This window comes from Streptomyces seoulensis (assembly GCF_004328625.1).
Taxonomy (GTDB): domain Bacteria; phylum Actinomycetota; class Actinomycetes; order Streptomycetales; family Streptomycetaceae; genus Streptomyces; species Streptomyces seoulensis.
Genome location: NZ_CP032229.1, coordinates 1066931 through 1090036, shown reverse-complemented (window position 1 = coordinate 1090036; position 23106 = coordinate 1066931). Strand labels below are relative to the sequence as shown.

Annotated in this window: 24 protein-coding genes; 20 read left to right on the top strand and 4 right to left on the bottom strand. The window is 70.0% G+C overall.

The features are described from left to right. Nucleotides 1-6: 6 nt before the first annotated feature. Entirely contained in the window at nucleotides 7-1587 is a 1581-nt protein-coding gene (locus D0Z67_RS05170; RefSeq protein WP_031180019.1) for an ABC transporter substrate-binding protein, read from the top strand. Between the two features lie 15 nt (nucleotides 1588-1602). Here the strand turns inward: D0Z67_RS05170 and D0Z67_RS05165 are convergent, their stop codons facing one another. Both D0Z67_RS05165 and D0Z67_RS05160 read right to left on the bottom strand, forming a co-directional pair. Beyond that, entirely contained in the window at nucleotides 1603-2274 is a 672-nt protein-coding gene (locus D0Z67_RS05165) for a response regulator (RefSeq protein ID WP_031180020.1), read from the bottom strand. 15 nt (nucleotides 2275-2289) lie between these two features. Beyond that, the gene (locus tag D0Z67_RS05160) at nucleotides 2290-3219 is read right to left on the bottom strand and encodes a RecB family exonuclease (protein ID WP_031180021.1); all 930 of its coding nucleotides are present in this window, start codon (nucleotides 3217-3219) and stop codon (nucleotides 2290-2292) included. 165 nt (nucleotides 3220-3384) lie between these two features. Here D0Z67_RS05160 and D0Z67_RS05155 point away from each other — a divergent pair, with 165 nt between their 5' ends. The 3 genes from D0Z67_RS05155 to D0Z67_RS05145 all read left to right on the top strand — a co-directional run bounded on the left by D0Z67_RS05155 (nucleotide 3385) and on the right by D0Z67_RS05145 (nucleotide 6542). Then, a complete protein-coding gene (locus D0Z67_RS05155; RefSeq protein ID WP_031180022.1) occupies nucleotides 3385-4791 on the top strand; it encodes a site-2 protease family protein in 1407 nt (468 codons plus the stop codon). Nucleotides 4792-4844: 53 nt separating this feature from the next. Beyond that, complete coding sequence (locus D0Z67_RS05150) at nucleotides 4845-5747, top strand: tRNA (adenine-N1)-methyltransferase (RefSeq protein WP_031180023.1); 903 nt, start codon at nucleotides 4845-4847, stop codon at nucleotides 5745-5747. A gap of 207 nt (nucleotides 5748-5954) precedes the next feature. Continuing rightward, entirely contained in the window at nucleotides 5955-6542 is a 588-nt protein-coding gene (locus tag D0Z67_RS05145; protein ID WP_031180024.1) for a hypothetical protein, read from the top strand. Between the two features lie 108 nt (nucleotides 6543-6650). Here the strand turns inward: D0Z67_RS05145 and D0Z67_RS05140 are convergent, their stop codons facing one another. Further along, nucleotides 6651-6953 (bottom strand): ferredoxin, encoded by a 303-nt coding sequence (locus D0Z67_RS05140; RefSeq protein WP_031180025.1) that lies wholly within the window; start codon nucleotides 6951-6953, stop codon nucleotides 6651-6653. Between the two features lie 263 nt (nucleotides 6954-7216). Here D0Z67_RS05140 and arc point away from each other — a divergent pair, with 263 nt between their 5' ends. The 6 genes from arc to prcA all read left to right on the top strand — a co-directional run bounded on the left by arc (nucleotide 7217) and on the right by prcA (nucleotide 13350). Then, on the top strand, nucleotides 7217-8983 hold the full coding sequence (gene arc, locus D0Z67_RS05130) for a proteasome ATPase (RefSeq protein ID WP_031180026.1): 1767 nt from the start codon (nucleotides 7217-7219) through the stop codon (nucleotides 8981-8983). Between the two features lie 233 nt (nucleotides 8984-9216). After that, nucleotides 9217-10728 (top strand): depupylase/deamidase Dop, encoded by a 1512-nt coding sequence (gene dop / locus D0Z67_RS05125; RefSeq protein WP_338058796.1) that lies wholly within the window; start codon nucleotides 9217-9219, stop codon nucleotides 10726-10728. A gap of 167 nt (nucleotides 10729-10895) precedes the next feature. After that, nucleotides 10896-11114 (top strand): ubiquitin-like protein Pup, encoded by a 219-nt coding sequence (locus D0Z67_RS05120; RefSeq protein ID WP_031180028.1) that lies wholly within the window; start codon nucleotides 10896-10898, stop codon nucleotides 11112-11114. A 53-nt stretch (nucleotides 11115-11167) separates the two neighbouring features. After that, on the top strand, nucleotides 11168-11743 hold the full coding sequence (locus tag D0Z67_RS05115; RefSeq protein WP_031180029.1) for an endonuclease VII domain-containing protein: 576 nt from the start codon (nucleotides 11168-11170) through the stop codon (nucleotides 11741-11743). Beyond that, nucleotides 11695-12540, top strand: a complete 846-nt coding sequence (gene prcB, locus D0Z67_RS05110; protein ID WP_037774546.1) for a proteasome subunit beta — start codon at nucleotides 11695-11697, stop codon at nucleotides 12538-12540. The genes D0Z67_RS05115 and prcB overlap by 49 nt, the downstream gene beginning before the upstream one ends. Nucleotides 12541-12606: 66 nt before the next feature. Beyond that, nucleotides 12607-13350: a proteasome subunit alpha gene (prcA, locus tag D0Z67_RS05105; protein WP_031180031.1), complete on the top strand. Its 744-nt coding sequence runs from the start codon at nucleotides 12607-12609 to the stop codon at nucleotides 13348-13350. A gap of 86 nt (nucleotides 13351-13436) precedes the next feature. Here the strand turns inward: prcA and D0Z67_RS05100 are convergent, their stop codons facing one another. Next, nucleotides 13437-14453: a LacI family DNA-binding transcriptional regulator gene (locus tag D0Z67_RS05100; protein ID WP_031180032.1), complete on the bottom strand. Its 1017-nt coding sequence runs from the start codon at nucleotides 14451-14453 to the stop codon at nucleotides 13437-13439. Between the two features lie 268 nt (nucleotides 14454-14721). Here D0Z67_RS05100 and D0Z67_RS05095 point away from each other — a divergent pair, with 268 nt between their 5' ends. From D0Z67_RS05095 to tatC, 10 genes are all read left to right on the top strand, one after another. Continuing rightward, nucleotides 14722-15879, top strand: a complete 1158-nt coding sequence (locus D0Z67_RS05095) for an MFS transporter (protein WP_382849466.1) — start codon at nucleotides 14722-14724, stop codon at nucleotides 15877-15879. A gap of 9 nt (nucleotides 15880-15888) precedes the next feature. After that, the gene (gene pafA / locus D0Z67_RS05090; RefSeq protein ID WP_030812727.1) at nucleotides 15889-17250 is read left to right on the top strand and encodes a Pup--protein ligase; all 1362 of its coding nucleotides are present in this window, start codon (nucleotides 15889-15891) and stop codon (nucleotides 17248-17250) included. 145 nt (nucleotides 17251-17395) lie between these two features. Further along, the gene (locus D0Z67_RS05085) at nucleotides 17396-18397 is read left to right on the top strand and encodes an FKBP-type peptidyl-prolyl cis-trans isomerase (protein ID WP_031180034.1); all 1002 of its coding nucleotides are present in this window, start codon (nucleotides 17396-17398) and stop codon (nucleotides 18395-18397) included. Nucleotides 18398-18471: 74 nt separating this feature from the next. Continuing rightward, entirely contained in the window at nucleotides 18472-18852 is a 381-nt protein-coding gene (locus D0Z67_RS05080) for an FKBP-type peptidyl-prolyl cis-trans isomerase (RefSeq protein WP_031180035.1), read from the top strand. Between the two features lie 177 nt (nucleotides 18853-19029). Further along, the gene (locus D0Z67_RS05075) at nucleotides 19030-19983 is read left to right on the top strand and encodes a helix-turn-helix transcriptional regulator (protein WP_031180036.1); all 954 of its coding nucleotides are present in this window, start codon (nucleotides 19030-19032) and stop codon (nucleotides 19981-19983) included. 18 nt (nucleotides 19984-20001) lie between these two features. Further along, nucleotides 20002-21015, top strand: coding sequence for a helix-turn-helix transcriptional regulator (locus D0Z67_RS05070; RefSeq protein WP_078873116.1), 1014 nt, complete (start codon nucleotides 20002-20004; stop codon nucleotides 21013-21015). 59 nt (nucleotides 21016-21074) lie between these two features. Beyond that, nucleotides 21075-21308, top strand: coding sequence for a hypothetical protein (locus D0Z67_RS05065; protein WP_338058812.1), 234 nt, complete (start codon nucleotides 21075-21077; stop codon nucleotides 21306-21308). Between the two features lie 32 nt (nucleotides 21309-21340). Next, nucleotides 21341-21535, top strand: a complete 195-nt coding sequence (locus D0Z67_RS05060; RefSeq protein WP_031180039.1) for a hypothetical protein — start codon at nucleotides 21341-21343, stop codon at nucleotides 21533-21535. 257 nt (nucleotides 21536-21792) lie between these two features. Continuing rightward, nucleotides 21793-22068 (top strand): Sec-independent protein translocase subunit TatA, encoded by a 276-nt coding sequence (gene tatA, locus D0Z67_RS05055; RefSeq protein WP_031180040.1) that lies wholly within the window; start codon nucleotides 21793-21795, stop codon nucleotides 22066-22068. A 90-nt stretch (nucleotides 22069-22158) separates the two neighbouring features. Then, entirely contained in the window at nucleotides 22159-23055 is an 897-nt protein-coding gene (gene tatC, locus D0Z67_RS05050; protein ID WP_051887521.1) for a twin-arginine translocase subunit TatC, read from the top strand. Nucleotides 23056-23106 lie beyond the last annotated feature (51 nt).

The following is a 23106-nucleotide window of genomic DNA, read 5'->3' as shown; positions in this document are numbered from 1 at the left end:
ACTGCTGTGAAGACGAGCGTCCAGTGGCCGGTCCTGCCCGTGGTGGCGGGGCTGGCCTGCGGCCTTTTGACCGGCTGCGGGTCCGGGACCGACGATGCCGAGGGCACCGGCCGGGCCGTCGTGATGGGGATGTCCGACGACGTCCTGGCGACCGACCCGGCCTCCGGCTACGACCCCGGTTCCTGGCTGCTGTTCGACAACGTCTTCCAGTCGCTGCTCAGCTTCCCCAACGGCGGCACCCAGCCCGAACCCGAACTCGCCAAGTCCTGCGCCTTCGGTGACACCCGGGCCACCCTCTTCCGATGCGAGCTGAAGCCCGGTCTGAAGTTCAGCAACGGCGACCCCCTCACCTCCGAGGACGTCAAGTTCTCCTTCGACCGTCTGCTGAAGATCAACGACCCCGCCGGCCCCGCCGTCATGTTCCCCACGCTGGAGCGGGTCGAGACCCCGGACGCCAAGACGGTCGTCTTCCGCCTCAACGCCTCCGACGCGACCTTCCCCAGCAAGATCGCCTCCGGCGCCGGCTCCATCGTCGACCACCGCCAGTACGACGCCGGCGCCCTGCGCACCGACAGCAAGGCCGTCGGCTCCGGGCCCTACAAGCTCGACTCCTTCGACAAGGGCAAGGCCGTCTTCTCGGTCAACCCCCACTACCGGGGCACCGCCGACATCAAGAACTCCGGCGTCACCCTCCGGTTCTTCCACGGCGACCAGCAGGCCCTGAAGAAGGCCCTCCTCGGCGGCGGCATCGACATCGCCTACCGCGGCCTGAGCGCCCACGACATCACCGGCATCGACGCCCAGGAAGGAACCAAGGGCATCGACGTCATCGAGGGCAGCAGCGCCGAGGTCCAGCACCTCGTCTTCAACATGAAGGACCCCGTCGCGGGAAAGCCCGGCGTACGCAAGGCCATCGCCCACCTGCTCGACCGCGACGCCCTCATCCACGACGTCTACCAGGGCACCGCCACCCCGCTGTACTCGATCATCCCGGCCGGCATCGTCGGCCACAACACCGCCTTCTTCGACACCTACGGCGCCCGCCCCTCCAAGGCCAGGGCCGCCCAGGCCCTGCGCGCCGACGGCATCACCGGCAAGGTGAAACTGACCCTCTGGTCCACCCCGGCCCGCTACGGCCCCGCCACCGACGCCGAACTGCGCGCCGTGGCCGCCCAGCTCAACGCCAGCGGCCTCTTCGCGGCCGACGTCAGGTCCGTCCCCTTCGGGCAGTACGAGAAGGACATCGCGGCCGGCAAGTACGGCGTCTACGTCAAGGGCTGGGTGCCCGACTACCCGGACGCCGACAACTTCACCGCGCCCTTCTTCGGCAAGGGCAACGTGCTCGCCAACCACTACGACAACAAGCGCCTCATCGGCACCCTGCTCCCGGCCACCGCCGCCCAGAGCGACCGCGCCGCCACCGACAAGGACTTCGCCCAGGTCCAGGACATCGTCGCCGACGAACTGCCCATCCTGCCCGTCTGGCAGGCCAAGCAGTACGCCGTCGTCCGGGACGGCGTCTACGGCCTCGAGTACTGCCTCGACGCCTCCACCGTCTTCCGCTTCTGGGAACTCAGCAAGAGCTGAACCCCCGGAGAACGCCTACTGCGCGCCCGGCCGCACCAGACCGCTCTCGTACGCGTACACCGCCGCCTGCACCCGGTCCCTGAGGCCCAGCTTCGTCAGCACGTGCCCCACATGGGTCTTCACCGTCGTCTCGCTCACGAACAGATCCGCCGCGATCTCCGCGTTCGACAGACCCCGCGCCACCAGCTTCAGCACCTCCACCTCACGGTCCGTCAGCGTGTGCAGCGTGCTCGGCGCGGGCTCCTCGCCCGACGGCAGATGCGTCGCGTACTTGTCCAGCAGCCGCCGCGTGATGCTCGGCGCCAGCATCGCCTCGCCCTGCGCCACCACCCGGATCGCCTGCACCAGCTCGTCCGCCGGAGCGTCCTTCAGCAGGAACCCGCTCGCCCCCGCCCGGAGCGCCTCCACCACGTACTCGTCCAGATCGAACGTGGTCAGCACCAGTACCTTCGCCGGACCGTCCCGCTCCGGACCGGTGATCTGCCGGGTCGCCTCCACCCCGTCCATCCGGGGCATCCGGATGTCCATCAGCACGACATCCGGCTGCAGCGCACGCACCTGATCGAGCGCCTGAAGACCGTCACCGGCCTCACCGACGACCGCGAGATCCGGCTCCGCCTCCAGGATCATCCGGAAACCGGTACGCAACAGCGGCTGGTCATCGACCAGAAGGACGCGGATGGCCACCTGAGAACTCCTTCGTTAGACCGGCCCCATTCTGCCCGCGTCCTCCGCCTCCGACTCCGCCGCCCTCACCGGGAGCGGATACGGCGGGGGAGTACCCCCGAACTCCGGGCACACCGCCTGGTGGTCGCACCAGCCGCACAGCTTCGTCGGCCGCGGCCGCCACACCCCCGACTCCGTCGCCTCCCGGATCGCCGCCCACAGCGCCAGCAGCTTCCGCTCCACCCGCTCCAGATCCGCCGGCACCGGGTCGTATGTCAGCACATCACCGCTGCCGAGATACACCAGCTGAAGCCGGCGCGGCACCACCCGCTTCAGCCGCCACACCACCAGCGCGTAGAACTTCATCTGGAACAGCGCCTCTTCCGCGTACTCCGGGCGCGGCGCCTTCCCCGTCTTGTAGTCGACGATGCGCACCTCGCCCGTCGGCGCCACGTCCACCCGGTCGATGATCCCGCGCAGCCGCAGCCCCGACTCCAGCTCCGTCTCCACGAACAGCTCACGCTCGGCCGGCTCCAGCCGCGTCGGGTCCTCCAGCGAGAACCAGCGCTCCACCAGCCGCTCCGCCTCACCCAGCCAGCGCGCCAGCCGCTCGCCCTCCGGATCACCCTCGAACAGCTCCGAGACCTCCGGCCGGCTCTCCCGCAACCGGTCCCACTGCGCCGGGATCAGCGACTTCGCCGCCGGCGCCGTACGCTCCGCCGCCGGCACGTCGAACAGCCGCTCCAGCACCGCGTGCACCAGCGTGCCCCGCGTCGCCGCCTCGCTCGGCTTCTCCGGCAGCCGGTCGATCACCCGGAAGCGGTACAGCAACGGACACCGCATGAAATCGCTCGCCCGCGACGGAGACAGCGACGACGGCGCCACGACGGCCCGCGCGACACCCTCCGCGCCGCCCCCGCCGCCCGAAACGCCCTCGGGGGCACTGTCCACACCACTGCTCTCCATGACGTAAGACCATACGGTCCGGCACCGACAGCGACCCAGCCGCGCACCCTTGGCCCCGGGAACACCAGGGTGCCGGAGCGGACCGCGCCACCCGCGCCGCATACCATCGACCCGAGACCCTTCCGCCCGGCCACGCGCGGAAGACGCTTCGAACGAGGGGACACCGTGGACGTGACCGGCGGGAACGGGCAGCCGCGGCCGGACGAGAACCACCCGGCCGAGCACCCCCCAGCGCCTGAGACCCCGAACCCGGAACACGACCCCGAACGCAAGTCCGAACACGAGTCGCAGCGCGAGTCCCCGCACGACCAGGGCCGTCCCGACCGGCCCGGAGCCGACGACACCGACGAGCGCACCGAGCACGACCGCTCCCTCGCCCACGCCGGCATCTCCCGCACCGACCCGCCCCCCGAGCGCCCCAAGGAACCCGGCGGCGGCATCCTCATGGGCCGCCCCTTCGGCGTACCCGTCTACGTCGCCCCCAGCTGGTTCCTCGTCGCCGCCCTCATCACCTGGGTCTTCGGCGGCCAGCTCGACCGCGTCCTGCCCGAACTCGGCGCCCTGCGCTACCTCGTCTCCCTCTTCTTCGCGGTCGTCTTCTACGCCTCCGTGCTCGTCCACGAACTCGCGCACGTCATCGCCGCCCTCCGCTTCAAACTCCCCGTCCGCCGCATCCAGCTCCAGTTCTTCGGCGGCGTCTCCGAGATCGAGAAGGAAGCCGAGACCCCCGGCCGCGAATTCGTCCTCGCCTTCGTCGGACCCCTGCTCTCCCTCGTCCTCGCCGGACTCTTCTACCTCGCCCTCAAACCCGTCGAGCCCGGCACCGTCCCCGGCGTCCTCCTCGCCGGACTGATGATCTCCAACCTGATCGTCGCGATCTTCAACCTGCTGCCCGGCCTCCCCCTCGACGGCGGCCGCATGCTCCGCGCCGTCGTCTGGAAGATCACCGGCCGCCCCATGACCGGCACCGTCGCCGCCGCCTGGGTCGGCCGCGCCCTCGCCGTCTCCGTCCTCATCGGACTGCCCCTGCTCAACCAGTCCGGCGCCCTCGGCGGCGACCGCGACGTCAGCGGCATGGACACCGTCACCGACGCCCTGCTCGCCGCCATCCTCGCCGCCATCATCTGGACCGGCGCCGGCAACAGCCTCCGCATGGCCCGGCTGCGCGAACACCTCCCCGACCTCCGCGCCCGCACCCTCACCCGCCGCGCCGTCCCCGTCCAGAGCGACACCCCCCTCTCCGAGGGCCTGCGCCGCGCCAACGCCGCCGGCGCCCGCGCCCTCGTCGTCGTCGACGCCGACGGCACCCCCCTCTCCCTCGTCCGCGAAGCCGCCATCGTCGGCATCCCCGAACACCGCCGCCCCTGGGTCCCCGTCAGCGAACTCGCCCAGGACCTCACCGACGGCATGCGCGTCTCCGCCGAACTCACCGGCGAGGAACTCCTCGACACCCTCCGCGCCACCCCCGCCACCGAATACCTCGTCGTCGAGAACACCGGCGAGATCTACGGCGTCCTCTCCGCGGCGGACGTCGAGCGCGCCTTCGTGAAGGCCATGGCCCGCCCCTCCTGAACCCACCCGGGATCATGGTCTTCACCCTCTGCGGCTGCCGGTAAGCTGGTCACATGTCCGAACCGACCGGTGCCGCCCGCAGGCGCGGGCCCTTCAAGGTCGGGGACCAGGTTCAGCTGACGGACCCCAAGGGCCGCCACTACACGTTCACGCTCGAAGCCGGGAAGAACTTCCACACCCACAAGGGCTCCTTCCCGCACGACGAACTGATCGGCGCCCCCGAGGGCAGCGTTGTCCGCACCACCGGCAACGTCGCCTACCTCGCGCTGCGCCCCCTGCTCCCCGACTACGTCCTGTCCATGCCCCGCGGCGCCGCCGTGGTCTACCCCAAGGACGCGGGGCAGATCCTGGCCTTCGCCGACATCTTCCCCGGCGCCCGCGTCGTCGAAGCCGGCGTCGGCTCCGGCTCGCTGAGCAGCTTCCTGCTGCGCGCCATCGGCGACCAGGGCATGCTGCACTCCTACGAGCGCCGCGAGGACTTCGCCGAGATCGCCAAGCAGAACGTCGAACGCTACTTCGGCGGCGAACACCCCGCCTGGCAGCTCACCGTCGGCGACCTCCAGGACAACCTGTCCGACACCGACGTCGACCGCGTCATCCTCGACATGCTCGCCCCCTGGGAATGCCTCGAGGCCGTCTCCAAGGCCCTCGTCCCCGGCGGCATCCTCTGCGCCTACGTCGCCACCACCACCCAGCTCGCCCGGACCGTCGAGTCCATCCGCGAGATCGGCTGCTTCAACGAGCCGACCGCCTGGGAGACGATGATCCGCAACTGGCACATCGAGGGCCTGGCCGTCCGCCCCGACCACCGCATGATCGGCCACACCGGCTTCCTGCTCACCGCCCGCCGCCTCGCCGACGGCGTCGAGCCGCCCATGCGCCGCCGCCGCCCCGCCAAGGGCGCCTACGGCGACGACTACGCCGGTCCCAACGCCGACGGCGGCGCGGGACGCTGACCCGCACCCACCCCGCACCACACCAGGGCGCCGCGCCCCCCTCCCACCACGGGAACCAGGGGCACGGCGCCCTCGCGTTCCCCCCTCGCGAAAGACGCCCCGCACCCCGCCGAATCCGCACCCGCCCCCGCCGTTCCCACCCACCGTGACGTGTGACACCATGCTGGCCACCCCTTCACCGGCACAGCCCCACAGGAGACCCTCCTAGTGCAGCAATCCGCCGTCCCGGAGCTCGCCCGCACGGACACCCGGCCCATCCACTGGGTCGCCACGGCCACCGCGGTCGCCGGCGTGATCGCACTGACCTCCCTCGTCCAGCCCGGCCCGGCCACCGCGGCCCAGCCGACCACCGCCACCGAGGCCAGGCCCGCCCCCGCGCCCACCGCCACCACCCCGCCCGGCACCACCGGCGTCGCCTTCCCGCTCGACTGCGGCCCCGTCAAAGCCGTCGTCGCCCGCAGGACCAGCGGCGACCTCGACGGCGACGGCAAACCCGAAACGGTCGCCGTCGTCCACTGCGACGCCGCCATGGGCACCCCGCCCGACGCCGTCTACGTCCTCACCCGCAACGCCACCGACGGCACACCCCGCGTCGTCGCCACCCTCGTCCAGCCCGCCGACCGCCTCACCGCCACCGACCTCGCCATCGGGGACCGCACCGTGACGGCCACCCTGCTCGGCTACTCCACCGACGACGTACCCAGCTGCTGCCCCGACGTGAAGAAGGCCGCCGCCTGGCGCTGGAACGGCCACGCCTTCCTGCGCTCCACCCCGGCCGACACCCGAGGCGTCTGACCCCGGACGCACGAGACGCGCGCATGCCATCGCACGCGCGCGTCCTCGAAAACGTTCCGCCGAGAAGACCCCGGCCTCAGAAGACCCCGGTCTCGGAAGGCTCCGGCCTCAGTCCGCCTCCGGCCCGAACACCTCGACCTTGTCCGAGACCCGGCGCACATGGATGCACGCCCCCGGACACTCCTTCGCCGAGTCCACCACATCCGTGAGCAACGGCAGCGGCACCCGCGCCGTCGCCCCCACCGCCTGCAACAGCTCGTCGTCGCCGTCCTTCACATAGGCCAGCCCGTCGATGTCCAGCTCGAACACCTCCGGCGCGTACTGGGCGCAGATCCCGTCACCGGTACACAGGTCCTGGTCGATCCAGACCTCCAGCGCCTCGCCGTCCGGGGCCACCTGCTGCACGCTCATCTCTCCTGACCTCACATCACCGGACCACCGCGGCCGGCGGCTGTCGAACACCCCGACCCTACCTCCGCCACCCGCCTCCCACCGGATCACCCGGAACAAGCGGCTTCCGCATCACGTTCAGTGGGTATCCCCTCCGTGCGAGAGGGAGCGCACCGGGTGACCGACGACACACCTTGACAGTCTTTTTGATCTAGGGGTTTCAATCGACACCCACCCAGGTAGGGTCTGGAAGCGTCCAGCTCCCCTTGGAGGAGGTGAGGACCGTGGCAGCCCACGACGACGACATCAACCGCGGCATCCGCTCGGGACGAGGGTCCGACGACCCCGCCGGGCAGATTGCCTATCTTGAGCAGGAGATCGCCGTCCTGCGCCGCAAGCTCGCCGACTCTCCGCGGCACACGAGGATTCTCGAGGAGCGGATCGTCGAGCTTCAGACCAACCTGGCCGGCGTCTCCGCACAGAACGAGCGCCTGGCCAGCACACTCCGCGAGGCCCGCGACCAGATCGTGGCCCTCAAGGAGGAAGTCGACCGGCTCGCCCAGCCGCCGGCCGGCTTCGGAGCATTCCTTCAGGCCAACGAGGACGGCACCGCCGACATCTTCACCGGCGGCCGCAAGCTCCGCGTCAACGTCAGCCCGAGCGTCGAACTCGACAGCCTCAGGCGCGGCCAGGAAGTCATGCTCAACGAGGCGCTCAACGTGGTCGAGGCCATGGAGTACGAGAGCGTCGGCGACATCGTCACCCTCAAGGAGATCCTCGAGGACGGCGAACGCGCCCTGGTACTGGGACACACCGACGAGGAACGCGTGGTCCGGCTCGCCGAACCGCTGAGGGGCATCACCATCCGCCCCGGCGACGCACTCCTCCTCGAACCCCGCTCCGGCTACGTCTACGAGGTCGTGCCCAAGAGCGAGGTCGAGGAACTCGTCCTCGAAGAAGTCCCCGACATCGGCTACGAACAGATCGGCGGACTCGGCGGCCAGATCGAGGCCATCCGCGACGCCGTCGAACTCCCTTACCTCTACCCCGACCTCTTCAAGGAGCACGAGCTGCGGCCGCCCAAGGGCGTCCTCCTCTACGGCCCCCCCGGATGCGGTAAGACCCTGATCGCCAAGGCCGTCGCCAACTCGCTCGCCAAGAAGGTCGCGGAAGTGACCGGAGTCGCCGCGGGCAAGAGCTTCTTCCTCAACATCAAGGGCCCCGAGCTGCTCAACAAGTACGTCGGCGAGACCGAGCGGCAGATCCGCCTCGTCTTCCAGCGTGCCCGTGAGAAGGCCAGCGAGGGCACCCCCGTCATCGTCTTCTTCGACGAGATGGAATCCCTCTTCCGCACCCGAGGCTCCGGCGTCAGCTCCGACGTCGAGAACACCATCGTCCCGCAGCTCCTCGCGGAGATCGACGGTGTCGAGGGCCTCCAGAACGTGGTCGTGATCGGCGCCTCCAACCGCGAGGACATGATCGACCCCGCCATCCTCCGGCCCGGCCGGCTCGACGTGAAGATCAAGATCGAGCGCCCGGACGCCGAAGCCGCCAAGGACATCTTCGGCAAGTACCTCACCGAGCGCCTCCCGCTGCACTCCGACGACCTCGGCGAGCACGGCGGCGACAAGGAGATCACCGTCCAGAGCATGATCCAGACGGCGGTCGAGCAGATGTACGCCGAATCCGAGGAAAACCGCTTCCTGGAAGTCACCTACGCCAACGGAGACAAGGAAGTCCTCTACTTCAAGGACTTCAACTCCGGCGCCATGATCGAGAACATCGTCGGCCGCGCCAAGAAGATGGCGATCAAGGACTTCCTCGACAAGAGCCAGAAGGGCCTCCGCGTCTCCCACCTCCTCCAGGCATGCGTGGACGAGTTCAAGGAGAACGAGGACCTGCCCAACACCACCAACCCCGACGACTGGGCCCGCATCTCCGGAAAGAAGGGCGAACGGATCGTCTACATCCGCACCCTCATCACCGGAAAGCAGGGCGCGGACACCGGACGGTCCATCGACACGGTGGCGAACACCGGTCAGTACCTGTAAAAGGCGGAGCGGCTGCGGATGCCCGCCACGGGCATCCGCAGCCGCTCGCTTTTCAGGCCACGACCGGAGCAGTCAATGACGCAAATGATCTCCCCACCAGTGCAAAGGCGTTCTAGGCTCTTTCCTACCGCCGAGTCGCGCAGTGCGGGGACGGGCACCGCACACGCACCGGAGCGCCAGCGGTACGCGAGCGACACCCAAGACAGAGGGTGCCGCCGGGCAAGGAGGGCCGCATGACCGTACGGCGAGTAATGGGCATCGAGACGGAGTACGGCATCTCCGTCCCCGGCCACCCCAATGCCAATGCCATGCTCACCTCGTCCCAGATCGTCAACGCCTACGCGGCCGCGATGCACCGGGCCCGCCGGGCCCGCTGGGACTTCGAGGAGGAGAACCCGCTGCGCGACGCGCGAGGCTTCGACCTCGCCCGGGAGACCGCCGACTCCAGCCAGCTCACCGACGAGGACATCGGCCTCGCCAACGTCATCCTGACCAACGGCGCCCGGCTCTACGTCGACCACGCCCACCCCGAATACAGCGCCCCCGAGGTCACCAACCCGCGCGACGCCGTCCTCTGGGACAAGGCCGGCGAACGCATCATGGCCGAGGCCGCCGAACGCGCCGCCGCGCTCCCCGGCGCCCAGCCCATCCACCTCTACAAGAACAACACCGACAACAAGGGCGCCTCCTACGGCACGCACGAGAACTACCTGATGAAGCGGGAGACCGCCTTCTCGGACATCGTGCGCCACCTGACGCCCTTCTTCGTCTCCCGCCAGGTCTTCGCGGGCGCCGGCCGCGTCGGCATCGGGCAGGACGGCCACGAACACGGCTTCCAGCTCAGCCAGCGCGCCGACTACTTCGAGGTCGAGGTCGGTCTGGAGACCACCCTCAAGCGGCCCATCATCAACACCCGCGACGAACCCCACGCGGACGCCGAGAAGTACCGCCGCCTCCATGTGATCATCGGCGACGCCAACCTCTCGGAGATCTCCACCTACCTCAAGCTGGGCACCACCGCACTGGTCCTCTCCATGATCGAGGACGACTTCATCGCGGTGGACCTCGCGGTCGATCAGCCCGTGCGCACCCTCCACCAGGTCTCGCACGACCCCACCCTCCAGCACCTCGTCACCCTGCGCAGCGGACGCACGCTCACCGCCGTGCAGCTGCAGATGGAGTACTTCGAGCTGGCCCGCAAGTACGTCGAGGAGCGCTACGGGGCCGACGCCGACGACCAGACCAAGGACGTCCTCGTCCGCTGGGAGGACACCCTCACCCGGCTGGAGAACGACCCGATGAGCCTGGCCGCGGAACTCGACTGGGTCGCCAAGCGGCAGCTCATGGAGGGCTACCGCCGCCGCGACGACCTCGACTGGGACGCGCCCCGGCTGCACCTGGTCGACCTCCAGTACGCCGACGTGCGGCCCGACAAGGGGCTCTACAACCGCCTGGTCGCCAAGGGCCGCATGAAGCGGCTGCTGGACGACGCGGAGGTCGAGCGGGCGCGGACGAAGCCGCCGGAGGACACCCGGGCGTACTTCCGCGGGCGGTGCCTGGAGCAGTACGCGGACGACGTCGCCGCGGCCTCCTGGGACTCGGTCATCTTCGACCTTCCCGGCCGCGATTCGCTCCAGCGGGTGCCAACCCTGGAACCTCTTCGCGGAACGCGAAATCACGTCAAGGAGCTGCTGGACCGGTGCCGGACCGCTGATGAGCTGGTCAGGGTGCTTTCCGGCAATTGAAACCCCGGTCCGGGGCATTGATTCGGCTCCCTTCGCAGGGTGGAAATCCCGGCGTCAGGGAATCATCGAGATGGCCCCCGTACGTTCCTGGAACTACGGGGCCGATGTCGGACCCGGCTTGTAGGGTCTGATCATCAGCGAACGGCGAACTGAGCGGGGTGAGGGTTATGGCGACCAAGGACACCGGCGGCGGCCAGCAGAAGGCCACACGCTCCACCGAAGAGGTCGAGGAGCAGACCCAGGAAGCACAGGGCTCCGAAGACCTCAAGGACCGACAGGAAAAACTGACCGACGACGTGGACTCGGTCCTGGACGAAATCGACGACGTACTCGAGGAAAATGCCGAGGACTTCGTACGAAGCTTCGTTCAGAAGGGCGGGCAGTAAGCCGATTTGGCCTTCGAATCGAAGGTGCGGGGGTGTAAGTGAGGAGTGCGGAGGTGAAGCGCTGCTCGCGGTGCAATGCGACAAAGCCGCGGGCGGCGTTCGCCAGTAACAAGTCGGCTCGTGACGGATTGCAGGCCTACTGCCGGGAATGCTGGTCGGCGTACCACCAGGCTCGCCAACTGGCGAATGGGAAGAACGTGAGGCCGCGGGTGGAGACGCCCGAAGGATTCAAGTTCTGCCGGAGCTGTAATGCGGTCAAGCCGTGGAGCGAGTGGCATCGCAACGCCTCGGCCTCTGACGGCCTGTCCACGAGCTGTAAGGCTTGTCGGGCTGCCAAGGGCCGTGCCCATCACCTGAAGCGCAATTACGGCCTGACCGAAGCGGAGCGTGACGCCATGGTCGCTTCGCAGCGGGGGCTCTGTGTGATCTGTCTGAATGCTCCGGCCGCACATGTGGATCACTGCCACAAGACGGGTAGGGTCCGTGGCGTACTGTGCTTCAACTGCAATTCGGCCATTGGCAAGCTGGGGGACGACCCCGAGGCCGTACGCCGGGCCGCCGCCTATCTGGAAGGAAACTCGTGGAAGCCAATACTCGTGGCACCGGGCGTCTACCAGCTGCCTTCCTGACGCCTGGGTCGTCCTCCTTCATGGACTTCCTGTCGGACCACCAGCCGGAGCTGCTGCCGGGCAAGCGGACGCTCCCTCCGGTGCAGGGCGTCATCGAGGCCCCGCACGGGACGACGATCGTGGCCGTGACGTTCCCCGGAGGCGTCGTCCTCGCCGGTGACCGCCGCGCCACCATGGGCAACGTCATCGCCCAGCGGGACATCGAGAAGGTGTTCCCGGCGGACGAGCACTCCGCGGTCGGCATCGCCGGCACCGCGGGCCTGGCCGTGGAGATGGTCAAGCTCTTCCAGCTGGAGCTGGAGCACTTCGAGAAGGTCGAAGGCGCGCAGCTCTCCCTGGAGGGCAAGGCGAACCGCCTGTCGACGATGATCCGCTCCAACCTCGGCATGGCCATGCAGGGCCTGGCCGTGGTCCCCCTGTTCGCGGGGTACGACCTGGACCGCGAGAGGGGCCGCATCTTCTCGTACGACGTGACCGGCGGCCGCAGTGAGGAGCACAACTTCGCGGCGACCGGCTCGGGCTCGGTGTTCGCGCGCGGTGCGATGAAGAAGCTGTTCCGCGACGACCTGACCGAGGAAGAGGCCACCACCTTGGTGGTGCAGGCGCTGTACGACGCGGCCGACGACGATTCGGCGACCGGTGGTCCCGATGTCGCGCGCCGGATCTATCCGATCATCACGGTGATCACCGACGACGGTTTCCGCAGGCTGACCGAGCAGGAGGCGTCCGAGCTGTCGCGCGCGGTGCTCCAGCGGCGGCTGGAGGAGCCGGACGGCCCGCGGGCCGCCCTGCTCTGAGCGGGCGTTCTCGGTCTTCGCAGTGAGGTGATCCCAGTGACCATGACAGAAAGGGACGGATAACCGGTGTCGACGCCGTTCTATGTCTCACCCCAGCAGGCCATGGCGGACCGCGCCGAGTACGCCCGCAAGGGCATCGCACGCGGCCGCAGTCTGGCGGTCATGCAGTACGCCGACGGGATCGTGTTCGTCGGTGAGAACCCGTCCCGTGCGCTGCACAAGTTCAGCGAGATCTACGACCGGATCGGCTTCGCGGCCGCCGGCAAGTACAACGAGTACGAGAACCTGCGCATCGGCGGTGTCCGGTACGCGGACCTGCGCGGTTACACCTACGACCGGGACGACGTGACCGCGCGCGGTCTGGCGAACGTGTACGCGCAGACGCTGGGCACGATCTTCTCCTCGGCGGCCGAGAAGCCGTACGAGGTGGAGCTGGTGGTGGCGGAGGTCGGTGAGACGCCGGAGGGCGACCAGATCTACCGGCTGCCGCACGACGGTTCCATCGTGGACGAGCACGGTTCGGTGGCGGTCGGCGGCAACTCCGAGCAGATCAGCACGTTCCTGGACCAGCGGCACCGGGACGGGATGAGCCTGGCGGAGGCGCTGAAGCTGGCGGTGCAGGCGTTGTCGCGGGACACCAACGGCGGCGAGCGGGAGATTCCCGCGGAGCGTCTGGAGGTGGCGGTGCTGGACCGGACGCGGCCGCAGAAGCGGAAGTTCAAGCGGATCGTGGGCGGTCAGCTCTCGCGGCTGCTCGCGGCGAACGGCGCGACGACCGAGGCGGAGAGCGCGGACGACCCGGAGGAGTGAGGCCGGCGCCCCCGCGCGGTGTTGTCCAGGTGCCCTCGGCCGGTCTCCGGCCGGGGGCGCTTTGTGTCGGTGGCGCCACATGGCCCCTAGGAGGGCCGTGGCGGGGCCGTGGAGGCGCGAGGGATGAGCTGTACGGGGATGTCCCCGCGTGGGGGTTCCCGGCCGTCCAGGACGGCGAGGAGGGCCTGCATGCCGCGTTCGCCGAAGAGTTCGGCGTCGAGGCGGACGGTGGTCAGCTCGGGGTCGAGGGCGGTGGCGAGGGCGAGGTCGTCGAGGCCGGTGACGGAGAGGTCGTCGGGGATGCGCAGGCCGATGCGGCGGGCGGCCTTGTAGGCGCCGGCGGCGAGTTTGTCGTCGTCGCAGACGATGGCGGTGGGGCGGGGTCCCGGGGTGGTGAGGGCGGCCTCGGTGGCGGCTCGGGCGGCGTCGATGGTGATGGGCGCGTGGGCGGTGGTGAGGCGGGTGCCGGGGGCGGCGGCGAGGCGGGCGGCGAGTTCGCGGGCGCGGATCTCGAAGGTCCAGGAGGGGACGTCGGCGGCGAGGTGCAGGAGGTGGCGGTGGCCGAGGCCGAGGAGGTGCTCGGTGACCTGGCGGACGCCGTCGGTGATGTCGAGGTTGACGGTGGCGGCGCCGAGGCTGCCGGCGGGGTCGCTGTCGAGCATGACGAGGGGGAGCTGGTCGCCGCTGATGGCGGTGAGGGCGTCGGCGGCCATGGAGGAGGCGATGACGCCGTCGAGGGCGGCCTGGGCGCTGGCGAAGGGGTCGCGGGCGGGGCCGACGCCTTCGGGGGAGGGGTAGAGGACGACGCCGAAGCCGTGTTCGGCGGCGACGCGGGCGGCTCCGGTGTAGACGCCGGCGAAGAACTCGGTGGTGAGGGCGGGGACGACGAGGAGGACGGTGCGGGTGTGGCCGAGCCGGAGGTTGCGGGCGGCGAGGTTGGGGCGGTAGCCGAGGTCGGTGGCGGCCTGGCGGACGCGCTGGGCGGTGGTCTCGGAGACGCGGCCGCGCCATTTGTCGCCGAGGACGAGTGAGACGGCGGCCTGGCTGACTCCGGCCGCGCGGGCGACGTCACGGCTGGTCGGGCGCGTGCTGCTGCGTGCCACCGCGGTCGTGCTCCTCTGGGTGCTGGGGTGCTGGGGTGCTGGGGTGCTGTGTGGACGGTCGGACAGCGCACATGGTACGTATGAAAGCGCTAGTTATACGTAACACTTCGGGGACATCGCGCGACGGCGGTCGGGGGTGCCGGAGCGGCCGCTGAAGGGGCGGGACATGGCGACGGGTTATCTGGAGATCCTGCGGGCGCGGCACGCGCTGCGCCTGCTGACGGGCACGCTGGTGGGGCGGCTGCCCAACGCGGTGGCGCCGATCGCCATGGTGCTGTTCGTGCGCGCGGAGGGCGGTACGTACAGCCTGGCGGGCGCGCTGGCGGCGGTGTACGGGGTGGCGAACGCGGTGGGCCAGCCGCTGCTGGGCCGGCTGGTGGACCTGTACGGGCAGCCGCGGGTGCAGTTGCCGGCGGCGGTGGCGTCGGCGCTGGCGATGGCGGGGTTCGCGTTCTGCGGGATCGGTCCGCTGGGCCTGGCGTACGCGCTCGTGGCGCTGTCGGGTCTGTGCACGCCGCCGCTGGAGGGCGGGCTGCGGGCGCTGTGGCCGTCGGTGCTGCGCCGGGGGGACCAGGTGCACACGGCGTACGCGCTGGACGCGGTGGCGCAGGAGGTGATGTTCACGGTCGGGCCGCTGCTGGTGACGCTGTGCGTGTCGGTGTGGTCGGAGCGGGCCGCGCTGCTGGTGCTGAACGCGCTGGGGGTGCTGGGTGCGCTGTGGGTGGTGGTGTCGGCGCCGTCGCGGGCGTGGCGTTCGGAGCCGCGGGAGGCGCACTGGCTGGGCGCGCTCAGGTCGCGGGGGCTGCTGGCGCTGCTGGGGGCGTTCCTGTTCGTGGGGATCGCGATGGGGTCGATCACGGTGGCGTCGGTGTCGTACGCGGACGGGCACGGCGGTGACGCGGTGTACGGCTGGATGATGGCGGGGCTGGGCCTGGGCGCGCTGGCGGGTGGGACGGTGTACGGGGCGCGGCGGTGGTCCGGGGCGCCGGAGCGGCGGCTCAGGGCGCTGGTGGCGCTGCTGGCGGTGTGTTACCTGCCGTTGCTGTCGATGCCGGGGCCGGTGGCGATGGTGCTGCTGTCGGTGGTGGCGGGGGTGTTCCTGGCGCCGTGCATCGCGTGCGCGTTCATCATCGTGGACCGGCACGCTCCGGCGGGGACGGTGACGGAGGCGTTCTCGTGGCTGGTGACGACGTTCATGGTGGGCGCGTCGGTGGGGACGGGGCTCGCGGGGCCGGTGGTCCAGTCGGGTGGTGCGTCGTGGGGGTTCGCGCTGCCGGGGGTGGCGGGGGGTGTGTCCTTGCTGGTGCTGCTGGCCACGGGACGGGTGCTGTCGGCTCCCGCTGGGGGCGGTGTGGTTGCGGCTTCATCGGAAAATGATCCAGATCGTGCTGCCGAACCCCGTTTCAGTTCAGGGGATCGGGCGTAATGTTCAGTCATGGACCGCCGCATTTTCGGGCTGGAGAACGAGTACGGCGTCACGTGCACGTTCAGGGGACAGCGGCGTCTGTCTCCTGACGAGGTGGCGCGGTACCTCTTCCGCCGTGTCGTGTCATGGGGCCGCAGCAGCAATGTCTTTCTGCGGAACGGCGCCCGGCTGTATCTCGACGTGGGCTCACATCCGGAATACGCGACACCCGAGTGTGACAATGTGACCGAGCTGGTCACTCACGACAAGGCCGGCGAGCGCATTCTCGAGGGACTCCTGGTGGACGCGGAACGACGCCTGCACGAGGAGGGAATCGCGGGCGACGTCTACCTCTTCAAGAACAACACCGACTCGGCGGGCAACTCTTATGGTTGCCACGAGAACTATCTGGTGGCGCGGCACGGGGAGTTCTCCCGGCTCGCGGACATCCTCATCCCGTTCCTGGTGACCCGGCAGCTGTTGTGCGGGGCGGGCAAGGTGCTCCAGACACCGCGTGGTGCGGTGTACTGCGTGAGCCAGCGGGCGGAGCACATCTGGGAGGGCGTGTCGTCGGCGACGACACGTTCGAGGCCGATCATCAACACCCGCGACGAGCCGCACGCGGACGCCGAGCGCTACCGGCGGCTGCATGTCATCGTGGGCGACTCGAACATGTCTGAGACGACGATGCTGCTGAAGGTCGGCGCCACCGATCTGGTGCTGCGCATGATCGAGGCGGGCACGGTGATGCGGGATCTGACGCTGGAGAACCCGATCCGGGCGATCCGCGAGGTCAGTCACGACATCACCGGCCGGCGCAAGGTGCGTCTGGCCAGTGGCCGGGAGGCGTCGGCGCTGGAGGTGCAGCGCGAGTACTTCGACAAGGCGGTGGACTTCTGCGACCGCCGGGGTATCCGTACGGGCACGGTCGCGCAGGTGCTGGAGCTGTGGGGCCGGACGCTGGACGCGATCGAGACGGAGGACCTGGACCGGATCGGTACCGAGATCGACTGGGTGATGAAGTACAAGCTCATCGAGCGGTACCGCGAGAAGCACAACATGACGATGTCGCATCCGCGGGTCGCGCAGATAGACCTCGCGTATCACGACATCCACCGGCGTCGTGGGCTGTACTACCTGCTGGAGAAGAAGGGTCAGGCGGCGCGGATCTGCAATGACCTGAAGATCTTCGAGGGCAAGTCGGTGCCGCCGCAGACGACTCGGGCGCGGCTGCGCGGTGACTTCATCCGGCGGGCGCAGGAACAGCGCCGGGACTTCACGGTCGACTGGGTGCATCTGAAGCTCAACGACCAGGCGCAGCGCACGGTGTTGTGCAAGGACCCGTTCCGCTCGGTTGACGACCGGGTGGAGAAACTGATCGCCGGAATGTAGGAGCGGCCCCTCGGGTCGCGGCTTTTGGCGCCGTATTGCCTTCGAGCGCCACACGGGCGCCGTACGTTTCCCGTACGGCGCCCTTGTCACGCCGTAGAGTTGCGCGCACCAATCCGCAAGATCGACCGATTACGAGGCATCTCCCGTGCGCCGACGCTCACTCCTCATGGCCGCCGTTCCCGCTGGACTGGTCACGCTCGCCGGTTGCGGCGACGGCGATTCGAAGTCGAGCAAGGCGAGCGCGTCGCCCTCGCCGTCGGCGTCGTCGCCTCCGCCGCCGAAGATCGTGGAGGGTCCGCTGCCGGCGATCACGGCGGGGACGAAGTTCGGGGAGAAGCCGACGGTCGCCAAGGGGTCGGGGGACCCGTCGAAGGACCTGGCGGTCAAGACGGTGATCGCGGGCAACGGCCGCACGGTGGCGGAGAACGACTTCATCAAGGCCAACTACGTGGGCCAGATCTGGAGCTCGGGGAAGGTCTTCGACAGTTCCTACGACCGCAGCCCGCTGGTCCTCCAGCTGGCGCAGGGCAGCATCATCGACGGCTGGCGGTACGCGCTGACGGGGAAGAAGATCGGCAGCCGGGTGGAGATCGCGGTGCCGCCGACCTGGGGGTACGGGCCGTCGGGCAACGAGCAGGCGGGGATCAAGGGCACCGACACGCTGGTGTTCGTGATCGATCTGCTGGACTCCTTCAACACCAAGAGCTCGGCGAAGGGCAAGGAGGTCCCGCAGACGGACGCGGCCCTGCCCAAGGTGGCCACGAACACCGACGGCAGCCTGCCGAAGGTGACGCTGCCGAAGTCGGACCCGCCGAAGAAGCTGGTGTCGAACTACGTCCTGGAGGGTGACGGGGACGAGGTCACCAAGAAGCAGGCGATCCTGTGCCAGTTCCAGGGCCTGGAGTGGCAGGGCGGCCGGACGTTCCAGAAGACGTACGGCTCCGGGCGGCTGAGCCAGTTCTCGGTGGAGCAGATGGAGCAGGTCGTCAAGGGTCTGGCGCAGGGGGTCACGGGGAAGAAGGTCGGCAGCCGGGTGCTGATCGTGGTGCCGCCGGACCTGGGCTACGGCGACAACCCGCCGAGCGGGAGCGGTATCAAGAAGGGCGCCACGCTGGTCTTCACGGTGGACATCCTCGCGGCGATGTAGTGCCCGGGGCACCCGAGCTGCGGGGATGACAGACTGTCCATGTTTCGTTTCGTACACACGCAGGAGCTTTTGACGTGAGCATCGACAAGCCCGAGGTCGACTTTCCGGGCGGCGAGCCGCCGAAGGACCTTGAGATCAAGGACATCTGGGAGGGCGACGGCGAGGTCGCCGAGGCCGGTGACGTCGTCAAGGTGCACTACGTGGGCGTCGCGTTCTCCACGGGTGAGGAGTTCGACGCGTCCTGGAACCGCGGTACGCCGCTGGACTTCCAGCTCGGTGTCGGCCAGGTCATCCAGGGCTGGGACAAGGGCGTGCAGGGCATGAAGGTCGGCGGCCGCCGCCAGCTCGTGATCCCCGCGCACCTCGCGTACGGCGACCGCGGTGCCGGTGGCCGGATCGCGCCCGGCGAGACGCTGATCTTCGTCTGCGACCTCGTGGGCGTCGGCAAGCGCTGACCCGAGCCGGTCTGATCGGTTCTGATCGAAGAGGGGCCCGCGCCTGGTGCGCGGGCCCCTCTTCTGTGACCGCTCTCGTCCGCGACGGCCCTCGTTCTTTGCTTCGGCTTTTGCCGCGCCACCCGGGGGCGGTACGGTCGACGGTCGGAAGCACATGAGGGAAGGCGTAGGGCGTCGATGGCCATTGCCAAGGCCGAGCGGTTGATGAACCTCGCGCTGTGCCTGCTCGGCGCACGGCGGCCGCTCAGCAAGCGCGAGCTGCGCGGGTCCATCGAGGCGTACCTGGAAGCGGGGTCGGACGACTCCTTCAACCGCATGTTCGAGCGGGACAAGGACGACCTGCGCGAGCTGGGCCTGGTCATCGAGACCGTGGAGAACCTGGAGGGCGAGGTCGGCTATCTCGCCCGCCGTGACAGCAACCGGCTGCCCGCGATCACCCTGGACGCCGAGGAGGCCGCCGCCCTGGGCCTGGCCGCCAAGGTCTGGCAGCAGGCCCGGCTGGCCGGCGCGGCCAGCGGCGCCCTGCAGAAGCTGCGCGCGGCCGGGCTGCCCGAGGACGTCGACCCCTACGGCTCGCACGGCGCGCTGGAGCCCCGGATCCCGGTGCACGAGGCCGCGTTCGAGCCGCTGATGCTGGCCTGCCGGGACCGCCGCCCGGTGGTCTTCGACTACCGCAAGGCGTCCGCCGCGCGTCCCGAGACCCGGCATGTCGAGCCGTGGGCGCTGGAGTGCTGGCGCGGCCACTGGTACCTGGCCGGCTTCGATTGCGAGCGCGGCGCGGAGCGGGTCTTCCGGCTGTCGAGGATCACCGGCAAGGTCCGCGCCCGCGGTACGGGCTTCACCGCGCCGGTCCCGGACGTGGTGACCGTGCGGGAGACGGTACGGGGCTGGGCGGGGGAGACCGCCGACCGCTCCGCGCTGATCCGGCTGCGTACGGGTGCCGGCTACCCCCTGCGCGCCAAGGCCACCAAGGTGCGCGAGGCGGGCGACGGCTGGGACGAGCTGGAGATCCCGTACGGGCACGGGCTGGACGCCTGGCTGGTGGAGTTCGGGCCGGACGTGGTGGTGCTGGAACCGGCCGAACTGCGGGCGGACGTGGTGGACCGGCTGCGTGCCGTGGCCAAGGGCTGAGAGCGGAGCGAGAACACCATGGCAGGCAAACCGGCGCGGCCCGTGAACGCCATCGACCAGACCCGGCGGATGCTGTCGCTGGTCACGTATCTGCGTGAGCGCCCCGGCGCCCGGATCGCGGACGTGGCCCGCGCCTTCGGCATCACCGAGGACGAACTCGTCTCCGACCTGGACGTGCTGCCCATGTGCGGCACCTCTTTCCGGGGCGGGGACCTGCTGGACATCGACACCGACGGCGAGCGGATCTGGTGGCACAACCCGGCCGCCCTCGGCGAGGACGCGGCCGAGCCGCTCCGGCTCGCCGCCGACGAGGCGACCGCGCTGCTGGTGGCCGCCCGCGCGGTGGCCACCCTGCCCGGCCTGCGCGAGAGCGACCGGCAGGCACTGGTCCGGGCCACCGCCAAGGTGGAGACCGCCGCCGGCGAGGTGGCCGGGGCCAGTTCCCGGCTGTCGGTGACCTTCGAGTCCGAGGGCGGGGTCTTCGCCGACGTCGACCGGGCGATCTCCGAGCGCCGCCGGCTGTGGGTGCGCTACTACTCCCCGGCCCGCGACGAGCTGACCGAGCGGGAGATCGACCCGATCCGCCTGGTCACCATGGGGCACACCTACGTCGAGGCGTGGTGCCGCCGCTCGGAGGCGCGCCGTACCTTCCGGCTGGACCGGGTCGCGGAGATCCGGATTCTCGACGAGCCGGCCGCGCCGCCCGAGATAGAGCCGCGCGATCTGTCCGAGGGGCTGGTGCAGCCCGCCGCCGAGGACCCCGAGGTGGTGGTCGAGGTCGGCCCCGGCGGGCGCTGGGTCGCCGAGTACTACCCGCACGACACGGCCGAGGAACTGCCCGACGGCGGCCTGCGCATCACGCTGCGCACCCCCGACCCGGCCTCGCTGCGCCGGCTCGCCCTGCGGCTCGGTCCGGACGGCCGGATCGTGTCGCCGTCGGACCTGGCCGACCGCGCCCGCCGGGCCGCCCGCGAGGCGCTGGCCGCATACGAGGAGCACGAGGTGCACGACGAGCGGGAGCACACGCCGTGAACGAGACCCCGGTGTCCGGGCCGGCGCGCGAGGTGACGGCGGCCGCCGCCTTCGCCGGGATGCGGCGCGCCGTCCCCGTGGTGTTCAAGGCGGCCTGCCCCGACTGCCGAGGCCGGTTCGAACTCCTCGCGAACGCGCTGCGGCTGGCCATCGGCGGCTCCAGCCGGACCACGTTCTACTCCTTCACCTGCCCCGGGTGCGGCACGGCGGTGCGCAAACCCGCCGGGGACCGGATCGTGCAACTGCTCAGCGGGGCCGGCGTGCGGACCCTGCGGCTGCACTCCACCGTCTGAAGCCGGCTCCGGGACGGTCTAGGCTCGTGCTCATGTTCTGGCCGATGTTCGCGGTAGCCATGGGATTTCTGGGCCTCGCCGTGCTGGGGGTGCTCGCCGTCCGCGTCTTCGTTGCCGCGCGGCAACTCGGCCTCCAGGTCGCCGACTCCGGGCGGCGCATCAGCCGCGCCGCCGAGGACCTGGAGCGGGCCGCGGTGCACACCGCCCGCGCCGCCGACACACTCTGACCTGCGCGCCTTCCACAGCCACGGAAACGCCACAAGCGGTTTGCGTCACTTCGCCCTGTCATGCGGGACGGACGTACGGGTACGCTGCTGGTCGCGGTGCGGCGAACGAGGCGCGTGCCGCGGACCGGGAGTACGCACGGGGATTGCCTCTCGTTTACCCCGGAGCGTTACGATCGCTGCCGGCACGACCATCCGGACGCTTGTCCGAGCGGTCGGACAGCACCCCCACCCCCGCCTCGGTGAGAAGGTACTAACTCATGATCGGAAGGCTCGGTCCTACCGAGATCATTCTCATTCTCGTCGTCGTCTTCCTGCTCTTCGGCGCGAAGAAGCTTCCGGACATGGCCCGCTCGCTGGGCAAGTCCGCGCGCATCCTCAAGAGCGAGGCGAAGGCGATGAAGGAGGAGGGCAGCACCTCCACCACGCCCGCCCCCGGCGAGCAGCCGCCCGCCCAGCGCACCATCCAGTCGGCCCCCGGCGACGTGCACAGCGCCCGCCCGGTCAACGAGCCCACGGACACCACCCAGCGCTGACCCGCGGCCGCATCACCGGCCTGCCGCACGAGATGAGGACGTGGGTTGCTCAAGTCTGCCCGCAAGAAAGAGAAGGACCCCGAGGGGCGGATGCCCCTCGTGGAGCACCTGCGCGAGCTGCGCAACCGGCTCGCCAAGGGCATGTTGGCGATCACGGTCGTCTCCGTGGTGGTCGCCTTCTACAGCCAGAACCTGATGTCCTTCCTCTCGCATCCGGTCCCGCGCTGCACCGGTGGCCTGGGTGAGTCCACCGGAGGCTCCTGCGCGGTCATCGCCTACACCGACCTGCTGTCGCCCTTCACCACCACGGTGAAGGTCTGCTTCATGGCGGGCGTGGTCCTCTCCAGCCCCGTGTGGCTCTACCAGCTCTGGGCGTTCATCGCGCCGGGCCTGCACCGCAACGAGCGCAAGTACACCTACGGGTTCGTGGCCGCGGCCGTGCCGCTGTTCCTGGCGGGCGCCTGGCTCGCCTACACGATCCTGCCGATCAGCATGCGGGTGCTGCTGGGCATCACCCCCGACGGCTCGGCGAACATCCTGCCGATGGACAAGGTCCTGGACTTCATCGTCCGGATGATCCTCATCTTCGGCGGCGCCTTCGAGCTGCCGCTGCTGCTGGTCATGCTGAACTTCGCCGGTGTGGTGACCGGGCGCCGCATGGCCGGCTGGTGGCGCGGTGTGGTCATGGGCGTCTTCGTCTTCGGCGCCGTCGCCACCCCCACCACGGACCCCTTCGGCATGATCGCGCTGGCCGGCCCCATCGTGGTGCTGTACTTCATCGCCGTCGGCATCGCGCTGCTCAACGACCGCCGCCGCGAGCGCGCCGACGAGGCGGCCGAACTGGACGACGACGAAGCCTCGCCGCTCGATCACCGGCCGGAGCCGATCACCGGCCCGGAGCGGCTGACCGCCGCCGTCCCCGAGCAGGGCCGCCAGACCGAGGCGCTGCCGCCGGGCCGCCACGAGGGCTACGACGACGTCACCTGAGCGGACCAGTACCCGCGAGCGAGGGGCCGGACGGATCTTCCGTCCGGCCCC